Origin of the sequence: Solimonas sp. SE-A11, from assembly GCF_030345715.1 — a bacterium.
Taxonomy (GTDB): Bacteria; Pseudomonadota; Gammaproteobacteria; order Nevskiales; family Nevskiaceae; genus Solimonas_A.
In genome coordinates this window covers 51,569-69,088 of record NZ_JAUASX010000025.1, presented here as the reverse complement: position 1 = coordinate 69,088, position 17,520 = coordinate 51,569, and the positions used below count along the sequence as shown (strand labels likewise).

The following is a 17,520-nucleotide window of genomic DNA, read 5'->3' as shown; positions in this document are numbered from 1 at the left end:
AGGTGAGCAACATTTTGGTGCATCCCTGGGAGGCGGAGAAGTTTTAATTCCCGGCAATTCAAACTCCCACAAACCGCTAACGGCGCATGTTTGTCGGTGGGGGTTTTAATTGCGTGTTCCCACGGGGAAGTCGGATTGGCGGGCGGCGCGGGATACCGTGATGCTGCCGCTCTCCAGCGGCTCACGCAGCACCTCCAGCACCTTGCGATCGAACTCGGGGAGCTCATCCAGGAACAGGATGCCGTGATGCGCCAGGGTGATCTCGCCGGGCCGCGGGCTGCTGCCACCGCCCACCAGGGCTACGCCGGAGGCGGTGTGGTGTGGCGAGCGGAACGCGCGGACGCCCCATTTTCGCGCATCAAAGCCACCGGGACCGATCGAGGAGATGGCAGCCGCCTCCAGGGCCTCCTCCTCCGTCATCGGCGGCAGCAGGGACGGCAGGCGCTGGGCCAGCATGGACTTGCCGGAGCCGGGAGGCCCCATCATCAGCAGTGAATGTCCCCCAACGGCGGCGATCTCCAGGGCGCGCTTGGCCTGGGCCTGGCCGCGTACTTCGGCCACGTCCGGCTGTGGCCCGGCGGCCGGGCGCTCCGGGCTGGTGCGCTGGGCGCTGAGTTTGCCCTCATGAAGCGCAGCACATAACGCACCAAGATGGTGCGACGTCAGGATTTCGGCCGACTGTGCCAGGCTGGCTTCGGCGAAGTTGCCGGCCGGGATCAACAGGCGGTTGCCGGAGGTCGTGGCCTTGAGGGCCGCCGACAGCGCGCCCTGCACCGGCATGATTTCGCCGGAAAGGGACAATTCACCAAGGATTTCAAGATTTTCCAGTCGCTCCAGGGGAATCTGGCCGGACGCGGCCAGTATCCCCAGGGCAATCGCCAGGTCAAAGCGTCCTCCATCCTTGGGCAGGTCGGCGGGGGCCAGGTTGCAGGTGATGCGGCGGTTGGGGAACTGATAGCCGCAGTTGGCGATGGCCGCGCGCACGCGGTCCTTGGACTCGCGCACCGCCGCTTCCGGCAGGCCGACGATGCTCAGGCCCGGCAGGCCCGCGGCCAGGTGCACCTCCACGCGCACCGGATCGGCCGCCAGGCCGTTCTGGGCCCGGCTCAGGATCGTCGCCAGGCTCATGGTTCAGGCGCCCGGGGCGTTCCTTTTTTCCAGCTCGATCAGGCGCTTCTCCAGGGCGGACAGGCGCGCCTGGGTGCGGGCCAGCAACTCGGCCTGGATGTCGAAGCGCTCGCGTGAGACCAGGTCCCATTTTTCCAGGTTGGCGCGCAGCACGGCCCGGAAGTTGTCCTCCAGCTCGCGCTTCATGCCGCGCAGCCCCGGGGGGATCACGGCACCGAGGCGGTTGGCGAGGTCTTCGAGCTGGCGGGGGTCGATCATCAGGAAATCTCCGGGAACGACAGCAGTTTAGCGGCAGCCGGCGCCGGTTGGCACGCTCCGTGCTTTTTCGGGCATGACCGCTGGGGGCCTCGGTTTTGCTCCGGCGGAAAACACGTTTTCCGACCCAGGAGTCTTTTCATGAAACTAATCACGGCGATCATCAAGCCGTTCAAGCTGGACGAGGTGCGTGAAGCACTCTCGGATCTGGGCGTCGCCGGCATCACGGTGACGGAGGTCAAGGGATTTGGCCGCCAGAAGGGCCACACCGAGCTGTATCGCGGTGCCGAGTATGTCGTCGACTTCCTGCCGAAGGTGAAGATCGAAGTCGCGGTGGACGACGACAAGCTCGACGGCGCGATCGACGCCATCAGCAAGGCGGCTCACACCGGCAAGATCGGCGACGGCAAGATCTTCGTCTTCACCCTCGACCAGGCTATCCGTATCCGTACGGGTGAGACTGGCAAGGACGCTCTCTAAGGGAATCATGACAATGATGCGTAAGACTCTAAGTGCATTGATGCTGGCCGCCATGTGCGGCCTCGCCGCGCCCGCGTGGTCGCAGACCGACTCGCCTGCCGCTCCGGCTGCTGCCGCCGAAGCCGCCGTCGAGGCCGCTGCCAGCGCCGAGGCCGCCGCTCCGGTGGCTGAAGCTGCTCCGGCCGAAGCCGCCCCGGTGGCGGAAGCCGCTGCCGAAGCCCCCAAGGCGGATAGCGGCGATACGGCCTGGATGATCGTGGCCACCGTGCTGGTGCTATTCATGACCATCCCGGGCCTGTCGCTGTTCTACGCCGGCATGGTCCGCGCCAAGAACGTGCTCTCCGTGATGATGCAGTGCTTTGCGGTGACCGCCCTGATGTCCGTCCTGTGGATGGTCTACGGCTACAGCATGGCCTTCGACACCACCGGCATGGAAAAGGGCGTGATCAACGTCGCCAGCTTCGTCGGCGGATTCAGCAAGGCCTTCCTCTCCGGCCTGACGCTGGACAGCCTGACCATGACGATTCCGGAGTCGGTATTCATCACCTTCCAGATGACCTTCGCCATCATCACCCCGGCGCTGATCGTCGGTGCGTTCGCCGAGCGCATGAAGTTCTCCTCGATGATGATCTTCACCGCGCTGTGGGGCACCATCTGCTACTTCCCGATGGTCCACATGGTGTGGAGCGGTGACGGCGCGCTGCTGTGGGATGAAGGCGTGCTCGACTTCGCCGGCGGCACCGTGGTGCACATCAACGCGGGTATCGCCGGCCTGGTGGCTGCCATCGTGATCGGCAAGCGCAAGGGCTACGGCAGCGTCGCCATGCCGCCGAACAACCTGGTCTACACCATCGTCGGTGCGGCCATGCTGTGGGTCGGCTGGTTTGGCTTCAACGCCGGTTCCGCCGTCAGCGCCGGTTCGTCGGCCGGTATGGCGATGCTGGTGACCCAGATCGCAACCGCCGCTGCGGCCCTGTCCTGGATGCTGATCGAGTGGGTGTTCCACAAGAAGCCGTCGGTCCTGGGCATCGCCTCCGGTGCGGTTGCCGGCCTGGTGGCCATCACCCCGGCTGCCGGTACGGTGGGCCCCTCGGGCGCCCTGATCCTCGGCCTGCTCGCCGGTGTCATCAGCTTCTTCGCGGCCACCAAGCTCAAGAAGGCGCTGGGTTACGACGACGCCCTGGACGTGTTCGGTGTCCACGCGGTGGCCGGTATCGTCGGCGCCGTGCTGACCGGTGTCTTCGCCTTCCCGCAGTTCGGCGGCGTGTGGAGCCCGGCTGAGGGCGCCACCGTGGGCGGCCAGGTCTGGATCCAGATCAAGAGCGTGCTGTTCACCATCGTCTACACCGGTGTCCTGAGCTTCATCCTGCTCAAGGTGACCTCGCTGCTGACCGGTGGCCTGCGCGTCTCCGAGGAAGCCGAGACCGAAGGCCTCGACATCGCCGAGCACGGCGAGCGTGGCTACATCCTGAACTAAAGGATCGCTGCAACGTGGTAGGGGGCGGGTGCGCAAGCACCCGCCCTTTTCTTTTTTGGCGGGGGGCGGTGGTAGACTTGCCGCTCCAAAATTCAGCCCCGACCCGCGGAGCCGCCCATGAAAATGCTCATCGCCATCATCAAGCCCTTCAAGCTCGACGCCGTCCGCGAGGCGCTGGCCGACATCGGTGTCCAGGGCATGACGGTGACCGAGGTGCGCGGCTTCGGCCGCCAGAAGGGCCACACAGAGCTGTACCGCGGCGCCGAGTACACCGTGGACCTGCTGCCCAAGATCAAGCTGGAAGTGGCCATCGGCCCGGACATGGTCGACAAGGCCGTGGAAGCCATCCAGAAGGCTGCCAAGACCGGCCAGATCGGCGACGGCAAGATCTTCGTGTACGACCTCGACCAGACCGTCCGCATCCGCACGGGCGAGTCCGGAGTCGAAGCAGTCTGAAGTCCGCCATACAACACACCCCCGTCAACGTCGACGGGGGTTTTTTTATGCTCAAGGGGGAGCTTATGAAGAAACTGATCTGCGCACTGCTGGCGCTGGTGCCCATGGCGGCGTCGGCCCAGGAGGGCCTCGATTCCGGTGACACCGCCTGGATCATGACCTCGACCGCCTTGGTCCTGTTCATGAGCCTGCCCGGCCTGGCCCTGTTCTACGGCGGCCTGGTCCGCGCCAAGAACGTGCTGTCGGTGCTGATGCAGTGCTTCGCCATCGTCTGCGTGGTATCGGTGATCTGGCTGGTTTGTGGCTACAGCCTGGCCTTTGCCCCGGGCAACGGCTTCATCGGCGGCCTGTCCAAGGCCTTCTTCCAGGGCGTGACCGAGGGCTCCATGTCGGGCAGCATCCCCGAGACCGCCTTCGCCATGTTCCAGCTGACCTTTGCCGCCATCACGCCGGCGCTGGTGGTGGGCGGCTTCGCCGAGCGCATGAAGTTCTCGGCCATGCTGCTGTTCTCGGTGCTGTGGCTGCTGGCGGTCTACCTGCCGGTCTGCCACTGGGTCTGGGCGGCCGACGGCTGGCTGTTCAAGCGCGGCCTGCTGGATTTCGCCGGTGGTACCGTGGTCCACATCACCGCCGGTGTCGCCGCCCTGGTGGCTGCCGTGGTGCTGGGCTCGCGCCGCGGCTTCATGCACACGCCGATGATGCCGCACAACATGACCATGACCGTGACCGGCGCCGGCATGCTGTGGGTGGGCTGGTTCGGCTTCAACGGCGGCTCGGCCCTCACCGCCGGCGGCAACGCCACCATGGCGATCCTGGTGACCCACCTCTCCGCCGCGGCCGGCGCCATGATGTGGAGCGCCATTGAGTGGGTGAAGTACGGCAAGCCCTCGGCGCTGGGCATCGTCACCGGCATGGTCGCCGGTCTGGGCACCATCACGCCGGCCTCCGGCTTCGTCGGCCCCGGTGGCGCCCTGGTGATCGGCCTGGCGGCCGGGTTCGTCTGCTTCTTTGCCACCCACGGACTGAAGCGCGTGTTGAAGATCGACGACTCCCTGGACGTGTTCCCCGTGCACGGCGTCGGCGGCATGCTCGGCACCTTCGCCGCCGGCATCTTCGCCTCGTCCTCGCTGGGCGTGTTCAGCGGCCAGGGCTATGCCGAGGGTATGGACATGGGCTCGCAGCTCGGCGTGCAGCTGCTCGGCATCGGCGCCACCATCGCCTACACCGCCGTGCTGACCTGGGGCCTGCTGAAGCTGGTCGGCGTGCTGACCGGCCTGCGCGTCAACGACGAGGAAGAAACCGTGGGCCTCGACACCACGCAGCACAACGAGCGCGGCTACGACCTGCAGACGCTCTGAGCGGGGCTTGTGAACCAAGAAGGGCGGCCTGCGGGCCGCCCTTCTTGGTTCAGCTCTTCGGCAGCCGGTTGTGGCTGGCGTCGCAGAACGGCGGGCGCTTGCTGTACTTGCAGCCGCAGAGCCAGTGCGTGCGCACCCGTCCCGGCTTGATCGTGAACGGCAGCGGCGCAAAGCCGGTGCCCTGGTGTGAGCCGTCGCAGAAGGGCTGGCGCTGCGAGCGCCCGCAGGCGCACCAGAGGTAATCGCCGGGTTCCAGGTCGAGGGCGTAGGCGGCTTTTTGCGGGATTTCTGGCTGCATCCGGGTGTCGCTGACAGGTCTGATGGCAGCGTAATACACTGGCCTCAAGAGTCGTACTGGAGCGAAAGCATGCGGATGGCGAGGGTGATGGCGTTGGGCCTGGCGCTGGCGGTGGCGCCGGCGATGGCCGCGGAGGTCTACAAGTGGGTGGACCCCAATGGTCGCGTCCACTACGGCGACCAGCCTCAGCCTGGCTGGAAGCGGGTGGGGGTCAATGCCCCGCCAGCCTCTTCGCCGGGATCGGCGCCGGCGCCGGCGGCGGTGCCTGGCGAGGTCGACAAGGCCGCCTGCGACAAGAAGAAGCAGGAACTCGAGTCCTACCAGAAGGCGGCCCGCGTGGTGGAGCGCGATGCCCTGGGGCGGGAGAAGGAATACAGCGCCGAGGACCGGCAGAAGCTGATCGCGCTGGCCCAGAAGGAAACGGACGACGTCTGCTCCGGGCGTGCCGCGCCAGCACCGGCCCCCACCGCCGTGAAGTGATTATTTATTAAATTTAATTAAGGAAAGTGTCAAATAAAAACGGGCCGCAATGCGGCCCGTTTTTATTCGCAGCGGTTGGCTTCAGAGCCCCGCCAGCGCCTTCCTCACGTAGGTCGGCAGCGCAAAGGCGCCCCGGTGCGTGTCGGCGTTGTAGAACCGGGTGTCCAGGGCCTCGATCGCCTTCTCGTCCAGGCGCTGGGCCAGCGGGCCGGCCTGCTTGCTGGCGATGGAGCCGGACCACCAGCCCGAGGGGTAGATCACCTGGGGGAAGTGCAGCAGCGTGGTCTGGGCGAAGCCGGCCTCGCGCATGGCCTGGTGCATCTCCTTGATCAGCTCCAGGTGCAGCAGGGGCGACTCGGACTGCTGTACCAGCAGGCCGTTGGGCTTCAGGGCCTTGATGCAGTCCAGGTAGAAGCGCTTGCCGAACAGGCCTTCGGCCGGGCCCACCGGGTCGGTGGAGTCGATGATGATCAGGTCGATGGAGCCCGGGGCGGCGTCCTTCATCCACTGGATGCCGTCGCCGAAGAACAGGGTGGCGCGGGGGTCGCCGTTCTTGTCGCAGAGCTCGGGGAAGTACTTTTCCGACAAGCGGGTGACGCGCTCGTCGATCTCCACCTGGGTAGCGGACTTCACGCCGGGGTGCTTGAGCACCTCGCGCAGGGTGCCGCAGTCGCCGCCGCCCACGATCACCACGTTCTGGGGATCCGGGTGGGAGTTCAGGGCCGGGTGCGACATCATCTCGTGGTAGAGGAAGTTGTCGCGGGTGGAGACCATGGTGCAGCCGTCGATGGTCATCAGGTAGCCGAAGGTCTCGGTCTCCCAGATCTCGATCTTCTGGAAGGGGGTCTGCTCCTCGTGGAGCTTCTTGCCCTTCAGGGAGAAGGCCGTGCCGGTGGCTTCCATGGGCTCGGTGAACCAGCGGGAATCAAGTGTCATGGGGATCGCTTCCTGAAGGGGGTAGAATTCGCGGCCGCGAGTATATCGGCCCGAGCCTTGCCAATGAATGACATCAACGCCCCCTGGACCCCTGCCCAGGCCCGCGACCTCTACAACATGCCCTGGTGGGGTGAGGGGTATTTTGACGTCAACCCGTCCGGGCACCTGACCGTGCGCCCCCAGCGGGAGGCGTCCGCGGTCGAGATCGACCTTTATGAACTGGCCCGCAAGCTGCCCGCCGAGGGCCTGCAGCTGCCGGTCCTGGTGCGCTTCGCCAACATCCTGCACGACCGGGTGGACGCCCTCACCGGGGCCTTCGCCGGGGTCATCGCCGAGCTGGGCTACGCCGGCGGCTACACCGCGGTCTACCCGATCAAGGTCAACCAGCAGCGCGAGGTGGTGGAGGAGATCGTCCGCCACGGCGGCGAGCGCGTGGGCCTGGAAGCCGGCTCCAAGCCGGAACTGGCCGCGGTGCTGGGCGTGGCCCGCCCGGGCAGCGTCATCGTCTGCAACGGCTACAAGGACCGCGGCTACGTCCGCCGGGCCCTGATCGGCCAGAAACTGGGCCACAAGGTCTACATCGTGGTCGAGAAGCCCTCCGAGCTGCCGCTGGTGATCGAGGAGTCGCGCATCCTGGGCGTGAAGCCGCTGATCGGCCTGCGCGTGCGCCTGGCCTCGATCTCGGCCGGCAAGTGGCAGAACACGGGGGGCGAGAAGTCCAAGTTCGGCCTGTCCACCAGCCAGGTGCTGGAGGCGCTGGAGCAGGTGCGCGCCGCCGGCTTCGTGGACTCCGTGCAGATGGTCCACTTCCACCTGGGCTCCCAGGTGGCCAACGTGCAGGACATCCAGCGCGGCATGCGCGAAGCCGCCCGCTTCTACGTGGAGCTGCGCAAGCTCGGCGCGCCGATCAGCGTGCTGGACGTCGGCGGCGGCCTGGGCGTGGACTACGAGGGCACGCGCTCGCGCAGCTACTGCTCCATGAACTACTCCCAGCGCGAGTACGCCCGCAACATTGTGCGCACCCTGCAGGACGTCTGCGGCGACGCCTGCGAGCCGGAGCCGGACATCATCTCCGAGTCCGGCCGCGCGCTGACCGCGCACCACGCCGTGCTGATCACCTCGGTGATCGACAAGGAGCTGGCGCCCACCGGTATCCCCGGCGCCCCTGCCGAGAGCGACCCGGCGATCCTGCACGAGCTGCACGCGCTGATCGGCGAGATCGCCACGCGCGGGCCGCTGGAATGCCTGCACGACGCCGTCGCCTTCCTGGGCGAGGCACAGGCGCAGTACACCCACGGCACGCTGACGCTGACGCAGCGCGCCTATGCCGAGCGCACCTACTTCGCGGTCTGCCGCGCGGTGCAGCCACGCCTGGATCCGAGCATCCGCGCCCAGCGCGAGGCCCTGGACGAGCTGCGCGAGAAGCTGGTGGAGAAGTACTTCTGCAACTTCTCGGTGTTCCAGTCCGTGCCCGACGCCTGGGCCATCGACCAGGTGTTCCCGATCCTGCCGATCCACCGCCTGGACGAGCGCCCGGACGTGCGCGCCGGCCTCTGCGACCTGACCTGCGACTCCGATGGCCGCATCGACGCCTACGTCGACCGCGGCGGCCTGGAGCCGACGCTGCCGCTGCACTCCCTGCGCGAGGGCGAGGACTACCTGATCGCCTTCTTCATGGTCGGCGCCTACCAGGAGATCCTGGGCGACATGCACAACCTGTTCGGCGACACCAACGCCGTCAACGTGGTGGTGGAGAACGGCGGCTGGAAGCTGCAGGACGCCGAACAGGGCGACCGCACCGACGAGTTGCTGCGCTACGTGCACTACGCACCGGAAGACCTGGCACGCGCCTACCGCAAGAAATTCGCCGCCAGCGACATCCCGGCGGCGCAGCGCGACGCGCTGCTGGCGGAGCTGGAGGCCGGCCTGACCGGCTACACCTACCTGAGCGGTTGAGGCAGACCCCATGATCAGCCGTGACTGGTGCCGCCGCATGGCGCGCTACAACCACTGGATGAACCAGAAGCTGTATGACGCCGCCGCGCAGCTCAGCGAGGCGCAGCGCCAGGAAGATCGCGGCGCCTTCTTCAAGTCGCTGCACGCCACGCTGGACCACCTGGTCTATGCCGACACCGCGTGGCTGTACCGCTTCACCGGGCGCGACATCTCGGTGCTGGACCCGCGCAAGCTGCAGTACACGGACTTCGCCACGCTGCGTGCGGCGCGTGAGCGGCTGGACGCGGAAATCCTGGCCTGGGTGGAGACCGTGGACGAGAACTGGCTGGCGGCACCCTTCAGCGCCACCGGCCAGCTGACCGGCAAGACCTTCACGCGGCCGGCCTGGCAGATGGTCAGCCACGTGTTCAATCACCAGACCCACCACCGTGGCCAGGCCACCACGCTGCTGATGCAGTTCGGGATCGACCCGGGCGTGACCGACCTGGCGGCGCTGCCGGACTAGATCGCCTCGCGCGACATTTTCTGTAGGAGCCAGCTTGCTGGCGACGGGGAGTTGGCTGTCGCCAGCAAGCTGGCTCCTACAACGGACACTGGCGATCAACTCGCTCGCGGCGTCCGCATCGTCACGAACTCTTCCGCCGCCGTCGGGTGGATGCCCAGCGTCTCGTCGAACACGCGCTTGGTGGCGCCGGCGCGCAGCGCCACCGCCAGGCCCTGGATGACCTCGCCGGCGTCGGGGCCCACCATGTGGCAGCCCAGCACGCGGTCGTCACCGGCATCCACCACCAGCTTCATCAGCGTCTTCTCGCCGTTGGCGCCCAGGCTCAGGCGCATCGGGCGGAAGCGGCTCTCGAAGACCTTCACCTCATGCCCGGCCTCGCGCGCGGCTTCCTCGGTGAGGCCCACGGTGCCGATGTTGGGCAGACTGAATACGGCGGTGGGGATCAGCCGGTAGTCGATCGGCCGGTACTCCTCGGGGCGGAACAGCCGCCGCGCCACCGCCATGCCCTCGGCCAGCGCCACCGGTGTCAGCTGCACGCGGCCGATCACGTCGCCGATCGCCAGCACCGAGGGCTCCGCGGTGATGAAGTGCTCGTCCACCTGCACATGCCCCTTGTCGTCCAGCTTCGTCGCGCAGTTCTCCAGGCCCAGCCCCTCGGTCATCGCGTGGCGGCCGGTGGCAAAGAACACGCAGTCCGATTCGATCTCGCGGCCGTCCTTGAAGCGCGTCGCCAGGCTGCCATCGCCGCGCCGCAGGATCTCCACCGGCTCGGCGCCGAACTCCAGCTTCATGCTCTTGAGTTGCAGCGTGTCGCGCAGGTGCTCGCGCACGCCCTGGTCGAAGCCGCGCAGGAACAGCTCGCCGCGGTGGGCCAGCGTGGTATCGGCACCCAGGCCATTGAAGATGGAGGCGAACTCCACCGCGATGTAGCCACCACCGATCACCAGCACGCGCCGCGGCAGTTGCGGCAGAAAGAAGGCCTCGTTGGAGGTGATGCCCAACTCTGCGCCGGGAATGTCCGGCTTCTGCGGCCAGCCGCCGGTGGCGACCAGGATGTGCTTCGCCCGCCAGCGTTCGCCGCCCGCTTCCACGGTATGCGGGTCGAGGATGCGGGCGTGGCTCTCGACCAGCGTCACGCCGCTGCCCTGCAGCAGCGAGCGGTAGACGCCGTTGAGGCGCGCGATCTCGCGGTTCTTGTTGGCGATCAGCGTCGGCCAGTCGAAGCCGGGCGTGCCGGGGCTCCAGCCGTAGTCCGCCGCCACGCCGAAATCCTCGTGGAAATGCGCGCCGTAGGACAGCAGTTTCTTGGGCACGCAGCCGACGTTGACGCAGGTGCCACCCAGGTAGCGCGACTCCGCCACCGCCACCCGGGCGCCGAAGCCGGCGGCAAAGCGCGCGGCGCGTACCCCGCCCGAGCCGGCACCGATGACGAAGAGATCGACCTCGCGGCTCATGGCTGCTCGTGCCCCACGAAGGCGAAGCGCGCCTGCGGCGCCTCGCCGGGGTTCACCACCAGCGTCTCGTTCCAGACCCGCAGCTTGCGCGTGCTCATCGGCAGGCCCTCGCGCGGGTAGAGTCGCGTGTAGACCACCACGGTCTCGTTGGTCTCGTCCTCGCGGGCCAAGCCCAGGGCGAGGTAGTAGTTGCCCTTGTAGTGGCGGTAGACGCCGGGGCGGAAGTCGGTTTCGTTCATGACAGGAGCTTGGACGGGCCAGGGGGGCGGAGCGTTCCATCTTAGGCCGGAACGCCGGGGTGTAGAATCCGCCTCCCCATGGATTCCGTCCTCAACATCGCCGCCTACAAGTTCGTCGGTCTCGACGACCGCGAGGTCCTGCGCGAGCGCCTGCTGGCGGCGGCGGGGCAGGCTGGCCTGAAGGGCACGGTCCTGCTGGCGCCGGAGGGCATCAACCTGTTCATGGCCGGCCCGGAGCAGGTCCTGCGCGGCTGGTTGGGTGAATTGCGCGCCGATCCGCGCTTCGCCGACCTGGAGGCCAAGGAAAGCTGGTCGCCGGCGCAGCCGTTCGGTCGCCTGCTGGTGAAGCTCAAGAACGAGATCATTCGCATGGATCACCCCATGATCCGCCCCGAGGCCGGCCGGGCACCCGCGGTGGATGCGCAGACGCTGGCGCGCTGGCTCGATGCGGGCCACGACGACGAAGGCCGGCCGCTGCTGCTGCTGGACACGCGCAACGGCTTCGAGGTGGATCACGGCGCCTTCGAGAACGCGCTGGACTGGCGGCTGGCGAAGTTCACCGAGTTCCCGCAGCGCCTGCACGAGCACCGCGCGGAGCTTGAGGGACATACCGTGGTCAGCTATTGCACCGGCGGCATCCGCTGCGAGAAGGCCGCACTGCTGATGCGCGAAGAAGGATTGCCGCACGTCTACCAGCTGGACGGCGGCATCCTCAAGTACTTCGAGCTCGTTGGCTCACGCCACTATCGGGGGCGCTGCTTCGTGTTCGACCAGCGCGAGGCTCTGGGGCCGGACCTCGCGCCCTGACGCGGCTCACTCGCCGACCGGCTGCACCGCGTCGATCATGTTCCACATCCTGCCAGGTCCGCTGCCGGCAGCCATGCGTGTCGGTCGCCGCGCGCCTCGTGACTCATGCAGCCCGCTTCTGGCAATCCAGTCAGGCCGGCGCAGCCTCCAAGGCTAGTTCCGCCTTCGCTTCGCTCATCAAGCGCTGTCGCAGCCGCCGGGCATAGGCAAAGATGCCGATGGTGACGGCTACCAGCACCAGGAAGCTGCGCCAGGGCGGCGGCGGGGCATCGCGGGAGTTCAGCATACGCGTGACCTGGGGCGTCGGTGCCGGCAAGGCGCGCGAAGCTGTCTTGGTGCCGGAGTCGGCCGCATCGCCATCGGCTTCCTCGCCGCCGAACTCACGGCGTAGCCAAGCGGCCGTCACGGCGGCCACCACGACCTGCCGGTCATCCCAGCGGTTCGCCTGGCCTTCGTCGAGCTGGAAGCGCGGCAGCGGCGGCAGGACTGCCGCGGGCGCCTGCGCTGCAATGGCCGGCGCCGGCGCCATGCCCTGGCCGGCGGACGTTCCGGCCTCGCTGCGCGCCGGACGGGCAGGGCGCGTCGGCGGAGTGGAGGGTGCCAGCGAAGGCTCCATGGTGAGTGCGCCCAGCAACGGCATCACCGGCGGCTCGGCAGGGGCCGGTTCGGCACTTGGCGACGAGCCTGAAGGTGGATCGACGAAGGTGGTGAACTCACGTATCAGGCGGGTGTTGCCCTCGCGCACTTCCAGCAGCAAAGTCAGGATCGGTTCAGAGACGCGCTGGGTGGAGCGCACGCGAATCTGCTCGCGGCCCTCGGCGATCGCCTCCCGCTCCACGCTCAGCTCGCCCATCTGGCGCGAGGGCGGATCGATCCCCAGGCGCGCGTAGTCGGCAGCGGGCGCCAGGCGGATGCTGGGTTCTTCGCCTGGGGCATGCTGCAGTTCCAGGCGCAGGTCGAGGCGCTGGCCAAGACGGGAACGCAACTGCGCATCGGACAGGGACACGGCCTCCGCGGCGGTGGACACCGCGAAACTGGTCACCAGCAGCAGCGAAGCGAGGCGATGCGGAAATTCCATGGAGCCCTGTCTCGTCTGATAGGCTTACATCATGTAGGACATTCTAGACGTACAGAAGCGCTCCTGCAGGTGTAGATAAAATATCTAAAGGGGGCAGGCGCGCCACGCGCCGAATCGCACATGACCTTATCCAAGAAGACGTCCGGGCTGAGCGCCGGGGTACGTCGCTGGCTGGACGGCCGCCGCCGCCGCTGGGGCTGGGCCCGCTACAACGTCTACGTCGGACTTTTTGCCTTTGGCTTGCTGCTGGCGGCCGCGCTGCAGTTGACCGTGCGCCTGACGATCCCGGCCGATGCCCGCTTCGAGGCCGGTGGCCTGCTGCTGAGCGGCGCGCAGCTGCATCACTACCTCCTGCTGCCGCTCGGCGGCGCCCTGCTGGTCACACTGGCGCTGGTCTACCTGCACCTGGTGCGCATCCTGATTGTACCGGCCGACATCATGCAGATGCGCATCAAGCAGATGCGTTCTCCGCAGGGTTCGCAGCAGCGCGACGCGGAGCCACAGCAGGAATACTCCCGCGAAGAGATCGACCTGCTGGTGATGATGGCGCGCAACTACCAGGACCAGCTGGCCGAGGCCCGCGAACGCCTGCAGGCGCAGCAGGACCAGGGCCAGGAGCTGTCGCAGTCACTGCAATTGCAGGCCGACAAGGCCCAGGCCCTGTGGGACGCCTCGTCCGAGCGCATCCTGGAGGTGAATGGCGAGGGTGTGATCATCTCCGCCACCGCCGCCGCCGCCGACCTGCTGGCGATGCCGCGGGCGGACCTGGTGGGCATTCCCTTCGAAAACTCCATGCAGCTGCTGGATCGCAACGACAAGGAGGGTGGCGAAGAGCGCTCGCCGATGCCGGGGCTGGTCAATGCCCTGCGCTCCGAGTCCGGCCTGCCGCGCGTCGAGCAGGCCCTGCTGGTGGCGCGCAACCAGGCCCGCAGCGAGGTGTCGATCACGGTGCTGCCGCGCAATTACGCCGACGGCACGCTCAGCAGCATCGTCCGGCTGGACGCGCAGCAGGCCACGGCTGGAGCCGTAGCACCAGTGTCGGCGCTGCTGGACCTGTCTTCCGGCCTGCCGAATACCCAGGCCTTTCGCCAGCGGCTGCTGGAGCTGATCAAGTCTGCCCAGCAGTTCGAGTTGCGCCACTACTGCGCGCTGATCGTCATCACCGGCATCCGCGACGAGGACGATCCCTCCGAGTACGTGCGCAACAACCTCGCTTCTGCCGTGGGCCGCACGCTGCGCCGCAGCCTTGACGGCGTGGGCGATGTCTATCGCATCGGCGCCGGCAGCTTCGCGATGCTGTCGGCCCGCGCCGGCATCAAGCAGCTGGAGGCCGCGATGGAAACCGCCCGCGCCCTGTCGCAGCTGGAAGTGGCCCGCATCACCAGCGACGCCGGCCGCGCCATGGTGCGCTATGCCGCGGTCGAGGTGGACGGCAACGCGCCGAGCCTGGATTCCGTGGTCAATGCCGTTACCGCCCGCCTCAGCACCCAGGCCATGATCGTCGGCGATGCCGCGGCAGGCGAGGTCAAGGGCGACGACGAGGCGCAGCGTGCGCAATGGGTGGCCGAGCAGTTGGGCTCGGAGCGCCTGCGCCTGATCTCGCAGTCGGTACTGCCGACCGATCCCGACTCCGGCCTGCAGCCCTGGCTGGATGCCTTCGTGCGCATCGAGGACAGCGATGGCCACTGGATCGAGCCGCAGCACTTCCTCAAGGCCGTGGAGCGCGCCGGCGAGATCGACCGGCTGGACATCGAGGTGCTGCGCCGGCTGCTGCGGGGCTACCAGGAGCATCCGGAGCTCTGGGAGCGCTACGCCGGCATCAGCGTCAACGTCAGCGCCATCAGTCTGGCCAGCGACCGCTACCTGCGCAGCTTCTCCGGCCTGCTGCAGGAATACGGCGTGCCCGCGGAGCGCATCGCCGTGGAGATCAGCTCCAACGAGGATCCGCAGCGCCTGTCGCAGGCCATCACCGGTCTCGAGGCACTGGGCGGCATCGGCGTGAAGCTGGTGATCGACGGCTGCACCGACACGCGCCTGCTGCGCATGGCGCGACAGCTGCGCCCCTACATGGTCAAGCTCTCGCCCGAGCTGCTGGCCGCCGCGCAGCTGGACCCGCTGGCGGATGCGGAACTGCAGGCGCTACTGACCTCGGCCAAGACGCTGGGCGCGGCGATCGGCGCCAAGAATGTGGATCGCAAGGGCGATGCGCAGCGCTTCAGCGCGATGGGCATCCGCTACTTCCAGGGCCGTGGCGTGGAGGCGATGGGGCCTCTGATGACTTGAACCACCGCCCTCTCCCCGCAAGCGGGGAGAGGGTTGGGCGATGGCATGGATGCCCGAGAGAGGGCAATGCAGGAGCAGTTGCCGAGAGGGAACCTGCCAGAAGCGGCCGAACCGTTTGCCCTGAGCTTGTCGAAGGGTGAACGCTTCGGGCAAACACGCTCACCTCAGTTGCCCAGCGCCTCCACCAGCAACATCCTCACCACCTTGTCCTGCAAGGTCTTGGGCTGCTCCAGCTTCAACCGAGCCAGGTAAGGCTGCATCGCCGCCGGCGGCTCGCCCGCGCGCAGCAGGCCCAGCAGCAGCTTCCACTTCGGTGTCGCACCGGCCTTCGTCTTCACCTGCTTCAGCGCCGCCGCCAGCTTCAATTCCTCCGGCGTGAAGTCGCTGCCCAGTGGAAATGCATCGAAAAGCCCCTGCGCACGCTGCGGCTTGAAGCGCCGTTCCAGCGATGCCGGAGTGTTGTCGCGATACTCGGTGGGAATCTGCCAGCCGGCCTCGACCTTGCCGGCTTTCACGGCCTGTTCCAGCAAGCCGGCCTGGAAGCGCGAGTCGGCGATGCAGATCAGGCGCTTGGCCACCTCGGCATCGCTCTGCGAGCGCAGGTCGGCCACGCCGTACTCGGTCACCACGATGTCGCGCAGGTGGCGCGGGATGGTGCAGTGGCCGTAGTTGAACACCACGTTGGAGCTGGCGCCGCCCTCGGCCTCGCGCACGGCACGGATCATGATGATGCTGCGGCCATCGGGCAGCTGGTGCGCCATCGCCACGAAGTTGTACTGCCCGCCGACGCCGGAGATGACCTTGCCGTTGTCCAGGCCGTCCGATACCACGGCGCCGGACAGCGTTGCCATGATGCCCGTGTTGATGAAGCGGGCATGCACGCGCTGGGCCTTGTACAGGCGCGGGTTGTGGTCGAGCTGGTTGACCTTGTAGACGCCGGTCATGCAGTAGCGGCCGCGCTCCTCCGCGGTCATGTCGCGCAGCCAGTCGTAGAAGCGCCGCTGACCCAGGAAGAAGCCGCCATGCACCACGATGCCGTTGCGCAGCGACGTGCCCAGGCATTTCTGCGCCATCACGCGCCGCGCCTCCGGGTCCGCCACATTGGCAAGCACGCGCTCGCCGTCGGGGGCCACCAGGTGGCCCTGGTCGTAGCGCGTGGCGTCGCTGAAGAAGCCGTGGTGCTGCAGCACCTCGAAGTCCGCGGTGCGGATCACGCGCAGGCCCAGGCTCTCCATGTGCTCCAGCACCACCGGCTCCAGCCGGCGCGGATCGCAGCGGCCCTCGTTGACCAGTTGCTGCAACGCCCAGAAGTCGTAGACCTCGCGCTTGAGCACACCGGCCTGCACCAGGTCCATGAAGCCGTCCACGAACATCTCGGTGGCGCCGTACAGGCCGGTGGCGAAAGGCGAATCGCCGCCGTAACTCGCCAGCAGTTCGCCGTAGCGCTGCGGCATGTCCAGCGCCGCCAGCGCGGCGCGGTAGGCCTCGTTCTTCTGCTGGCGCAGTCGCGCGGCATAGACCAGGGCGTCGCCCAGGGCGCCGATGCCGACTTGCAGCGTGCCGCCATCGCGGATCAGGGCCGAGGCCTGCAGGCCGATGGCGTAGTCCGCGGTGGCCACCGGCTGCTTGGGCGTGGAGAACAGTGCGCTGGAGTAGCGCGGGTGATCCACCACCAGGTCGAAGGTCGCAGGCTCCACCTCGGCGTCGCGCACCATGTAGGGCAGTTGCTGGTTCACCACGCCGACCACGGCCACGCGGCGGCGGCCGGCGGCTTCGGCGGCGCGCAGCATTGTCACCAGCTCGGGGCCGGTGTCCGGGTTGCAGGACAGGCTGTAGCGCAGGCCCGCGGCATCCTCGCGCTTGCAGATCATCTGCGCCGCCACGTTGCAGCCCTGATTGAAGACGTCGCGCGCGGCGAAGGTGTAGTTGGTGCTGATGTAATGCTGCTGGGCATGGGCGTTGCCCATCTGGCTGCCGGGGCGGAAGAAGAATTCCTTCACCTGCACGTTGGGCGGCAGGGCCTTGCGGCGCAGGTCGGCGGCATAGTCCAGCCTGGGCACGCCGGCGAAGACGCGCTCCAGGAAGGGGCCCAGGAAGGCGCCCTCGACGCCGGCCGGGACTTCGGGTTGTTCCAGCGACAGCGCGGTGAGGATGGTCAGCTTCAGCGCCGGATCGGCCTTTGCTCGCGCATACAGCGCGTTGACCAGCTCCACCGGCTTGCCCAGGCCCAGCGGCAAGCCGATGCGCACATCGTTGCCGACGCGGGCGATGATGGCGTCGACGCAGGGCTCGACGTCGTCGAGCATCATGGGGTTGGCAGCGGTCATGCG

17 protein-coding genes are annotated in these 17,520 nt (G+C 67.6%); 9 read left to right on the top strand and 8 right to left on the bottom strand.

Going from position 1 to position 17,520, the window contains the following annotated elements; genetic code table 11:
- Positions 1 to 105: 105 nt before the first annotated feature.
- Both QT386_RS21080 and QT386_RS21075 read right to left on the bottom strand, forming a co-directional pair.
- Positions 106 to 1,128, bottom strand: coding sequence for a YifB family Mg chelatase-like AAA ATPase (locus QT386_RS21080; RefSeq protein ID WP_289275724.1), 1,023 nt, complete (start codon positions 1,126 to 1,128; stop codon positions 106 to 108).
- A 3-nt stretch (positions 1,129 to 1,131) separates the two neighbouring features.
- Positions 1,132 to 1,386: an accessory factor UbiK family protein gene (locus QT386_RS21075; protein ID WP_289275723.1), complete on the bottom strand. Its 255-nt coding sequence runs from the start codon at positions 1,384 to 1,386 to the stop codon at positions 1,132 to 1,134.
- 138 nt (positions 1,387 to 1,524) lie between these two features.
- Here QT386_RS21075 and glnK point away from each other — a divergent pair, with 138 nt between their 5' ends.
- The 4 genes from glnK to QT386_RS21055 all read left to right on the top strand — a co-directional run bounded on the left by glnK (position 1,525) and on the right by QT386_RS21055 (position 5,154).
- The gene (gene glnK, locus QT386_RS21070) at positions 1,525 to 1,863 is read left to right on the top strand and encodes a P-II family nitrogen regulator (protein ID WP_289275722.1); all 339 of its coding nucleotides are present in this window, start codon (positions 1,525 to 1,527) and stop codon (positions 1,861 to 1,863) included.
- Between the two features lie 13 nt (positions 1,864 to 1,876).
- Positions 1,877 to 3,340 (top strand): ammonium transporter, encoded by a 1,464-nt coding sequence (locus tag QT386_RS21065; RefSeq protein WP_289275721.1) that lies wholly within the window; start codon positions 1,877 to 1,879, stop codon positions 3,338 to 3,340.
- Between the two features lie 117 nt (positions 3,341 to 3,457).
- Positions 3,458 to 3,796 carry a P-II family nitrogen regulator gene (locus QT386_RS21060; RefSeq protein ID WP_289275720.1) on the top strand — a complete coding sequence of 113 codons (339 nt, stop codon included), beginning with the start codon at positions 3,458 to 3,460 and terminating at the stop codon, positions 3,794 to 3,796.
- 65 nt (positions 3,797 to 3,861) lie between these two features.
- Positions 3,862 to 5,154, top strand: coding sequence for an ammonium transporter (locus QT386_RS21055; RefSeq protein WP_289275719.1), 1,293 nt, complete (start codon positions 3,862 to 3,864; stop codon positions 5,152 to 5,154).
- Between the two features lie 49 nt (positions 5,155 to 5,203).
- On the opposite strand, the gene QT386_RS21050 is transcribed toward QT386_RS21055, so the two are convergent.
- Positions 5,204 to 5,452: a CDGSH iron-sulfur domain-containing protein gene (locus QT386_RS21050; protein WP_289275718.1), complete on the bottom strand. Its 249-nt coding sequence runs from the start codon at positions 5,450 to 5,452 to the stop codon at positions 5,204 to 5,206.
- 69 nt (positions 5,453 to 5,521) lie between these two features.
- On the opposite strand from QT386_RS21050, the gene QT386_RS21045 reads away from it, so the two are divergent.
- Complete coding sequence (locus QT386_RS21045) at positions 5,522 to 5,932, top strand: DUF4124 domain-containing protein (protein WP_289275717.1); 411 nt, start codon at positions 5,522 to 5,524, stop codon at positions 5,930 to 5,932.
- Positions 5,933 to 6,013: 81 nt separating this feature from the next.
- Here QT386_RS21045 and speE read toward each other — a convergent pair whose 3' ends face one another.
- Positions 6,014 to 6,868, bottom strand: a complete 855-nt coding sequence (speE, locus tag QT386_RS21040; RefSeq protein ID WP_289275716.1) for a polyamine aminopropyltransferase — start codon at positions 6,866 to 6,868, stop codon at positions 6,014 to 6,016.
- A 63-nt stretch (positions 6,869 to 6,931) separates the two neighbouring features.
- On the opposite strand from speE, the gene speA reads away from it, so the two are divergent.
- Together speA and QT386_RS21030 are read left to right on the top strand one after the other, a co-directional pair.
- The gene (speA, locus tag QT386_RS21035; RefSeq protein WP_289275715.1) at positions 6,932 to 8,824 is read left to right on the top strand and encodes a biosynthetic arginine decarboxylase; all 1,893 of its coding nucleotides are present in this window, start codon (positions 6,932 to 6,934) and stop codon (positions 8,822 to 8,824) included.
- A 10-nt stretch (positions 8,825 to 8,834) separates the two neighbouring features.
- The gene (locus QT386_RS21030; RefSeq protein WP_289275714.1) at positions 8,835 to 9,329 is read left to right on the top strand and encodes a DinB family protein; all 495 of its coding nucleotides are present in this window, start codon (positions 8,835 to 8,837) and stop codon (positions 9,327 to 9,329) included.
- A gap of 95 nt (positions 9,330 to 9,424) precedes the next feature.
- Here the strand turns inward: QT386_RS21030 and gorA are convergent, their stop codons facing one another.
- Both gorA and QT386_RS21020 read right to left on the bottom strand, forming a co-directional pair.
- Positions 9,425 to 10,783, bottom strand: a complete 1,359-nt coding sequence (gorA, locus tag QT386_RS21025; RefSeq protein WP_289275713.1) for a glutathione-disulfide reductase — start codon at positions 10,781 to 10,783, stop codon at positions 9,425 to 9,427.
- The gene (locus QT386_RS21020) at positions 10,780 to 11,022 is read right to left on the bottom strand and encodes a DUF1653 domain-containing protein (protein WP_289275712.1); all 243 of its coding nucleotides are present in this window, start codon (positions 11,020 to 11,022) and stop codon (positions 10,780 to 10,782) included. Before QT386_RS21020 ends, gorA begins: the two co-directional genes overlap by 4 nt.
- Positions 11,023 to 11,100: 78 nt before the next feature.
- On the opposite strand from QT386_RS21020, the gene QT386_RS21015 reads away from it, so the two are divergent.
- Positions 11,101 to 11,829 (top strand): sulfurtransferase, encoded by a 729-nt coding sequence (locus QT386_RS21015; protein WP_289275711.1) that lies wholly within the window; start codon positions 11,101 to 11,103, stop codon positions 11,827 to 11,829.
- 130 nt (positions 11,830 to 11,959) lie between these two features.
- On the opposite strand, the gene QT386_RS21010 is transcribed toward QT386_RS21015, so the two are convergent.
- Complete coding sequence (locus QT386_RS21010) at positions 11,960 to 12,907, bottom strand: FimV family protein (protein WP_289275710.1); 948 nt, start codon at positions 12,905 to 12,907, stop codon at positions 11,960 to 11,962.
- A 120-nt stretch (positions 12,908 to 13,027) separates the two neighbouring features.
- On the opposite strand from QT386_RS21010, the gene QT386_RS21005 reads away from it, so the two are divergent.
- Complete coding sequence (locus QT386_RS21005; protein ID WP_289275709.1) at positions 13,028 to 15,190, top strand: EAL domain-containing protein; 2,163 nt, start codon at positions 13,028 to 13,030, stop codon at positions 15,188 to 15,190.
- Between the two features lie 164 nt (positions 15,191 to 15,354).
- On the opposite strand, the gene QT386_RS21000 is transcribed toward QT386_RS21005, so the two are convergent.
- The gene (locus QT386_RS21000) at positions 15,355 to 17,517 is read right to left on the bottom strand and encodes an acetyl-CoA hydrolase/transferase C-terminal domain-containing protein (protein ID WP_289275708.1); all 2,163 of its coding nucleotides are present in this window, start codon (positions 17,515 to 17,517) and stop codon (positions 15,355 to 15,357) included.
- Positions 17,518 to 17,520: the final 3 nt, after the last annotated feature.

What these genes read in the sequence shown, in the direction of transcription:
- QT386_RS21080 (WP_289275724.1), bottom strand. Translation starts at nt 1,128, where the DNA reads ATGAGCCTGGCGACGATCCTGAGCCGGGCCCAGAACGGCCTGGCGGCC.
- QT386_RS21000 (WP_289275708.1), bottom strand. Translation starts at nt 17,517, where the DNA reads ATGACCGCTGCCAACCCCATGATGCTCGACGACGTCGAGCCCTGCGTC.
- glnK (WP_289275722.1), top strand. Translation starts at nt 1,525, where the DNA reads ATGAAACTAATCACGGCGATCATCAAGCCGTTCAAGCTGGACGAGGTG.
- QT386_RS21015 (WP_289275711.1), top strand. Translation starts at nt 11,101, where the DNA reads ATGGATTCCGTCCTCAACATCGCCGCCTACAAGTTCGTCGGTCTCGAC.
- QT386_RS21050 (WP_289275718.1), bottom strand. Translation starts at nt 5,452, where the DNA reads ATGCAGCCAGAAATCCCGCAAAAAGCCGCCTACGCCCTCGACCTGGAA.
- gorA (WP_289275713.1), bottom strand. Translation starts at nt 10,783, where the DNA reads ATGAGCCGCGAGGTCGATCTCTTCGTCATCGGTGCCGGCTCGGGCGGG.
- QT386_RS21045 (WP_289275717.1), top strand. Translation starts at nt 5,522, where the DNA reads ATGCGGATGGCGAGGGTGATGGCGTTGGGCCTGGCGCTGGCGGTGGCG.
- QT386_RS21055 (WP_289275719.1), top strand. Translation starts at nt 3,862, where the DNA reads ATGAAGAAACTGATCTGCGCACTGCTGGCGCTGGTGCCCATGGCGGCG.
- QT386_RS21065 (WP_289275721.1), top strand. Translation starts at nt 1,877, where the DNA reads ATGATGCGTAAGACTCTAAGTGCATTGATGCTGGCCGCCATGTGCGGC.
- QT386_RS21075 (WP_289275723.1), bottom strand. Translation starts at nt 1,386, where the DNA reads ATGATCGACCCCCGCCAGCTCGAAGACCTCGCCAACCGCCTCGGTGCC.
- QT386_RS21030 (WP_289275714.1), top strand. Translation starts at nt 8,835, where the DNA reads ATGATCAGCCGTGACTGGTGCCGCCGCATGGCGCGCTACAACCACTGG.
- QT386_RS21005 (WP_289275709.1), top strand. Translation starts at nt 13,028, where the DNA reads ATGACCTTATCCAAGAAGACGTCCGGGCTGAGCGCCGGGGTACGTCGC.
- QT386_RS21010 (WP_289275710.1), bottom strand. Translation starts at nt 12,907, where the DNA reads ATGGAATTTCCGCATCGCCTCGCTTCGCTGCTGCTGGTGACCAGTTTC.
- QT386_RS21020 (WP_289275712.1), bottom strand. Translation starts at nt 11,022, where the DNA reads ATGAACGAAACCGACTTCCGCCCCGGCGTCTACCGCCACTACAAGGGC.
- QT386_RS21060 (WP_289275720.1), top strand. Translation starts at nt 3,458, where the DNA reads ATGAAAATGCTCATCGCCATCATCAAGCCCTTCAAGCTCGACGCCGTC.
- speA (WP_289275715.1), top strand. Translation starts at nt 6,932, where the DNA reads ATGAATGACATCAACGCCCCCTGGACCCCTGCCCAGGCCCGCGACCTC.
- speE (WP_289275716.1), bottom strand. Translation starts at nt 6,868, where the DNA reads ATGACACTTGATTCCCGCTGGTTCACCGAGCCCATGGAAGCCACCGGC.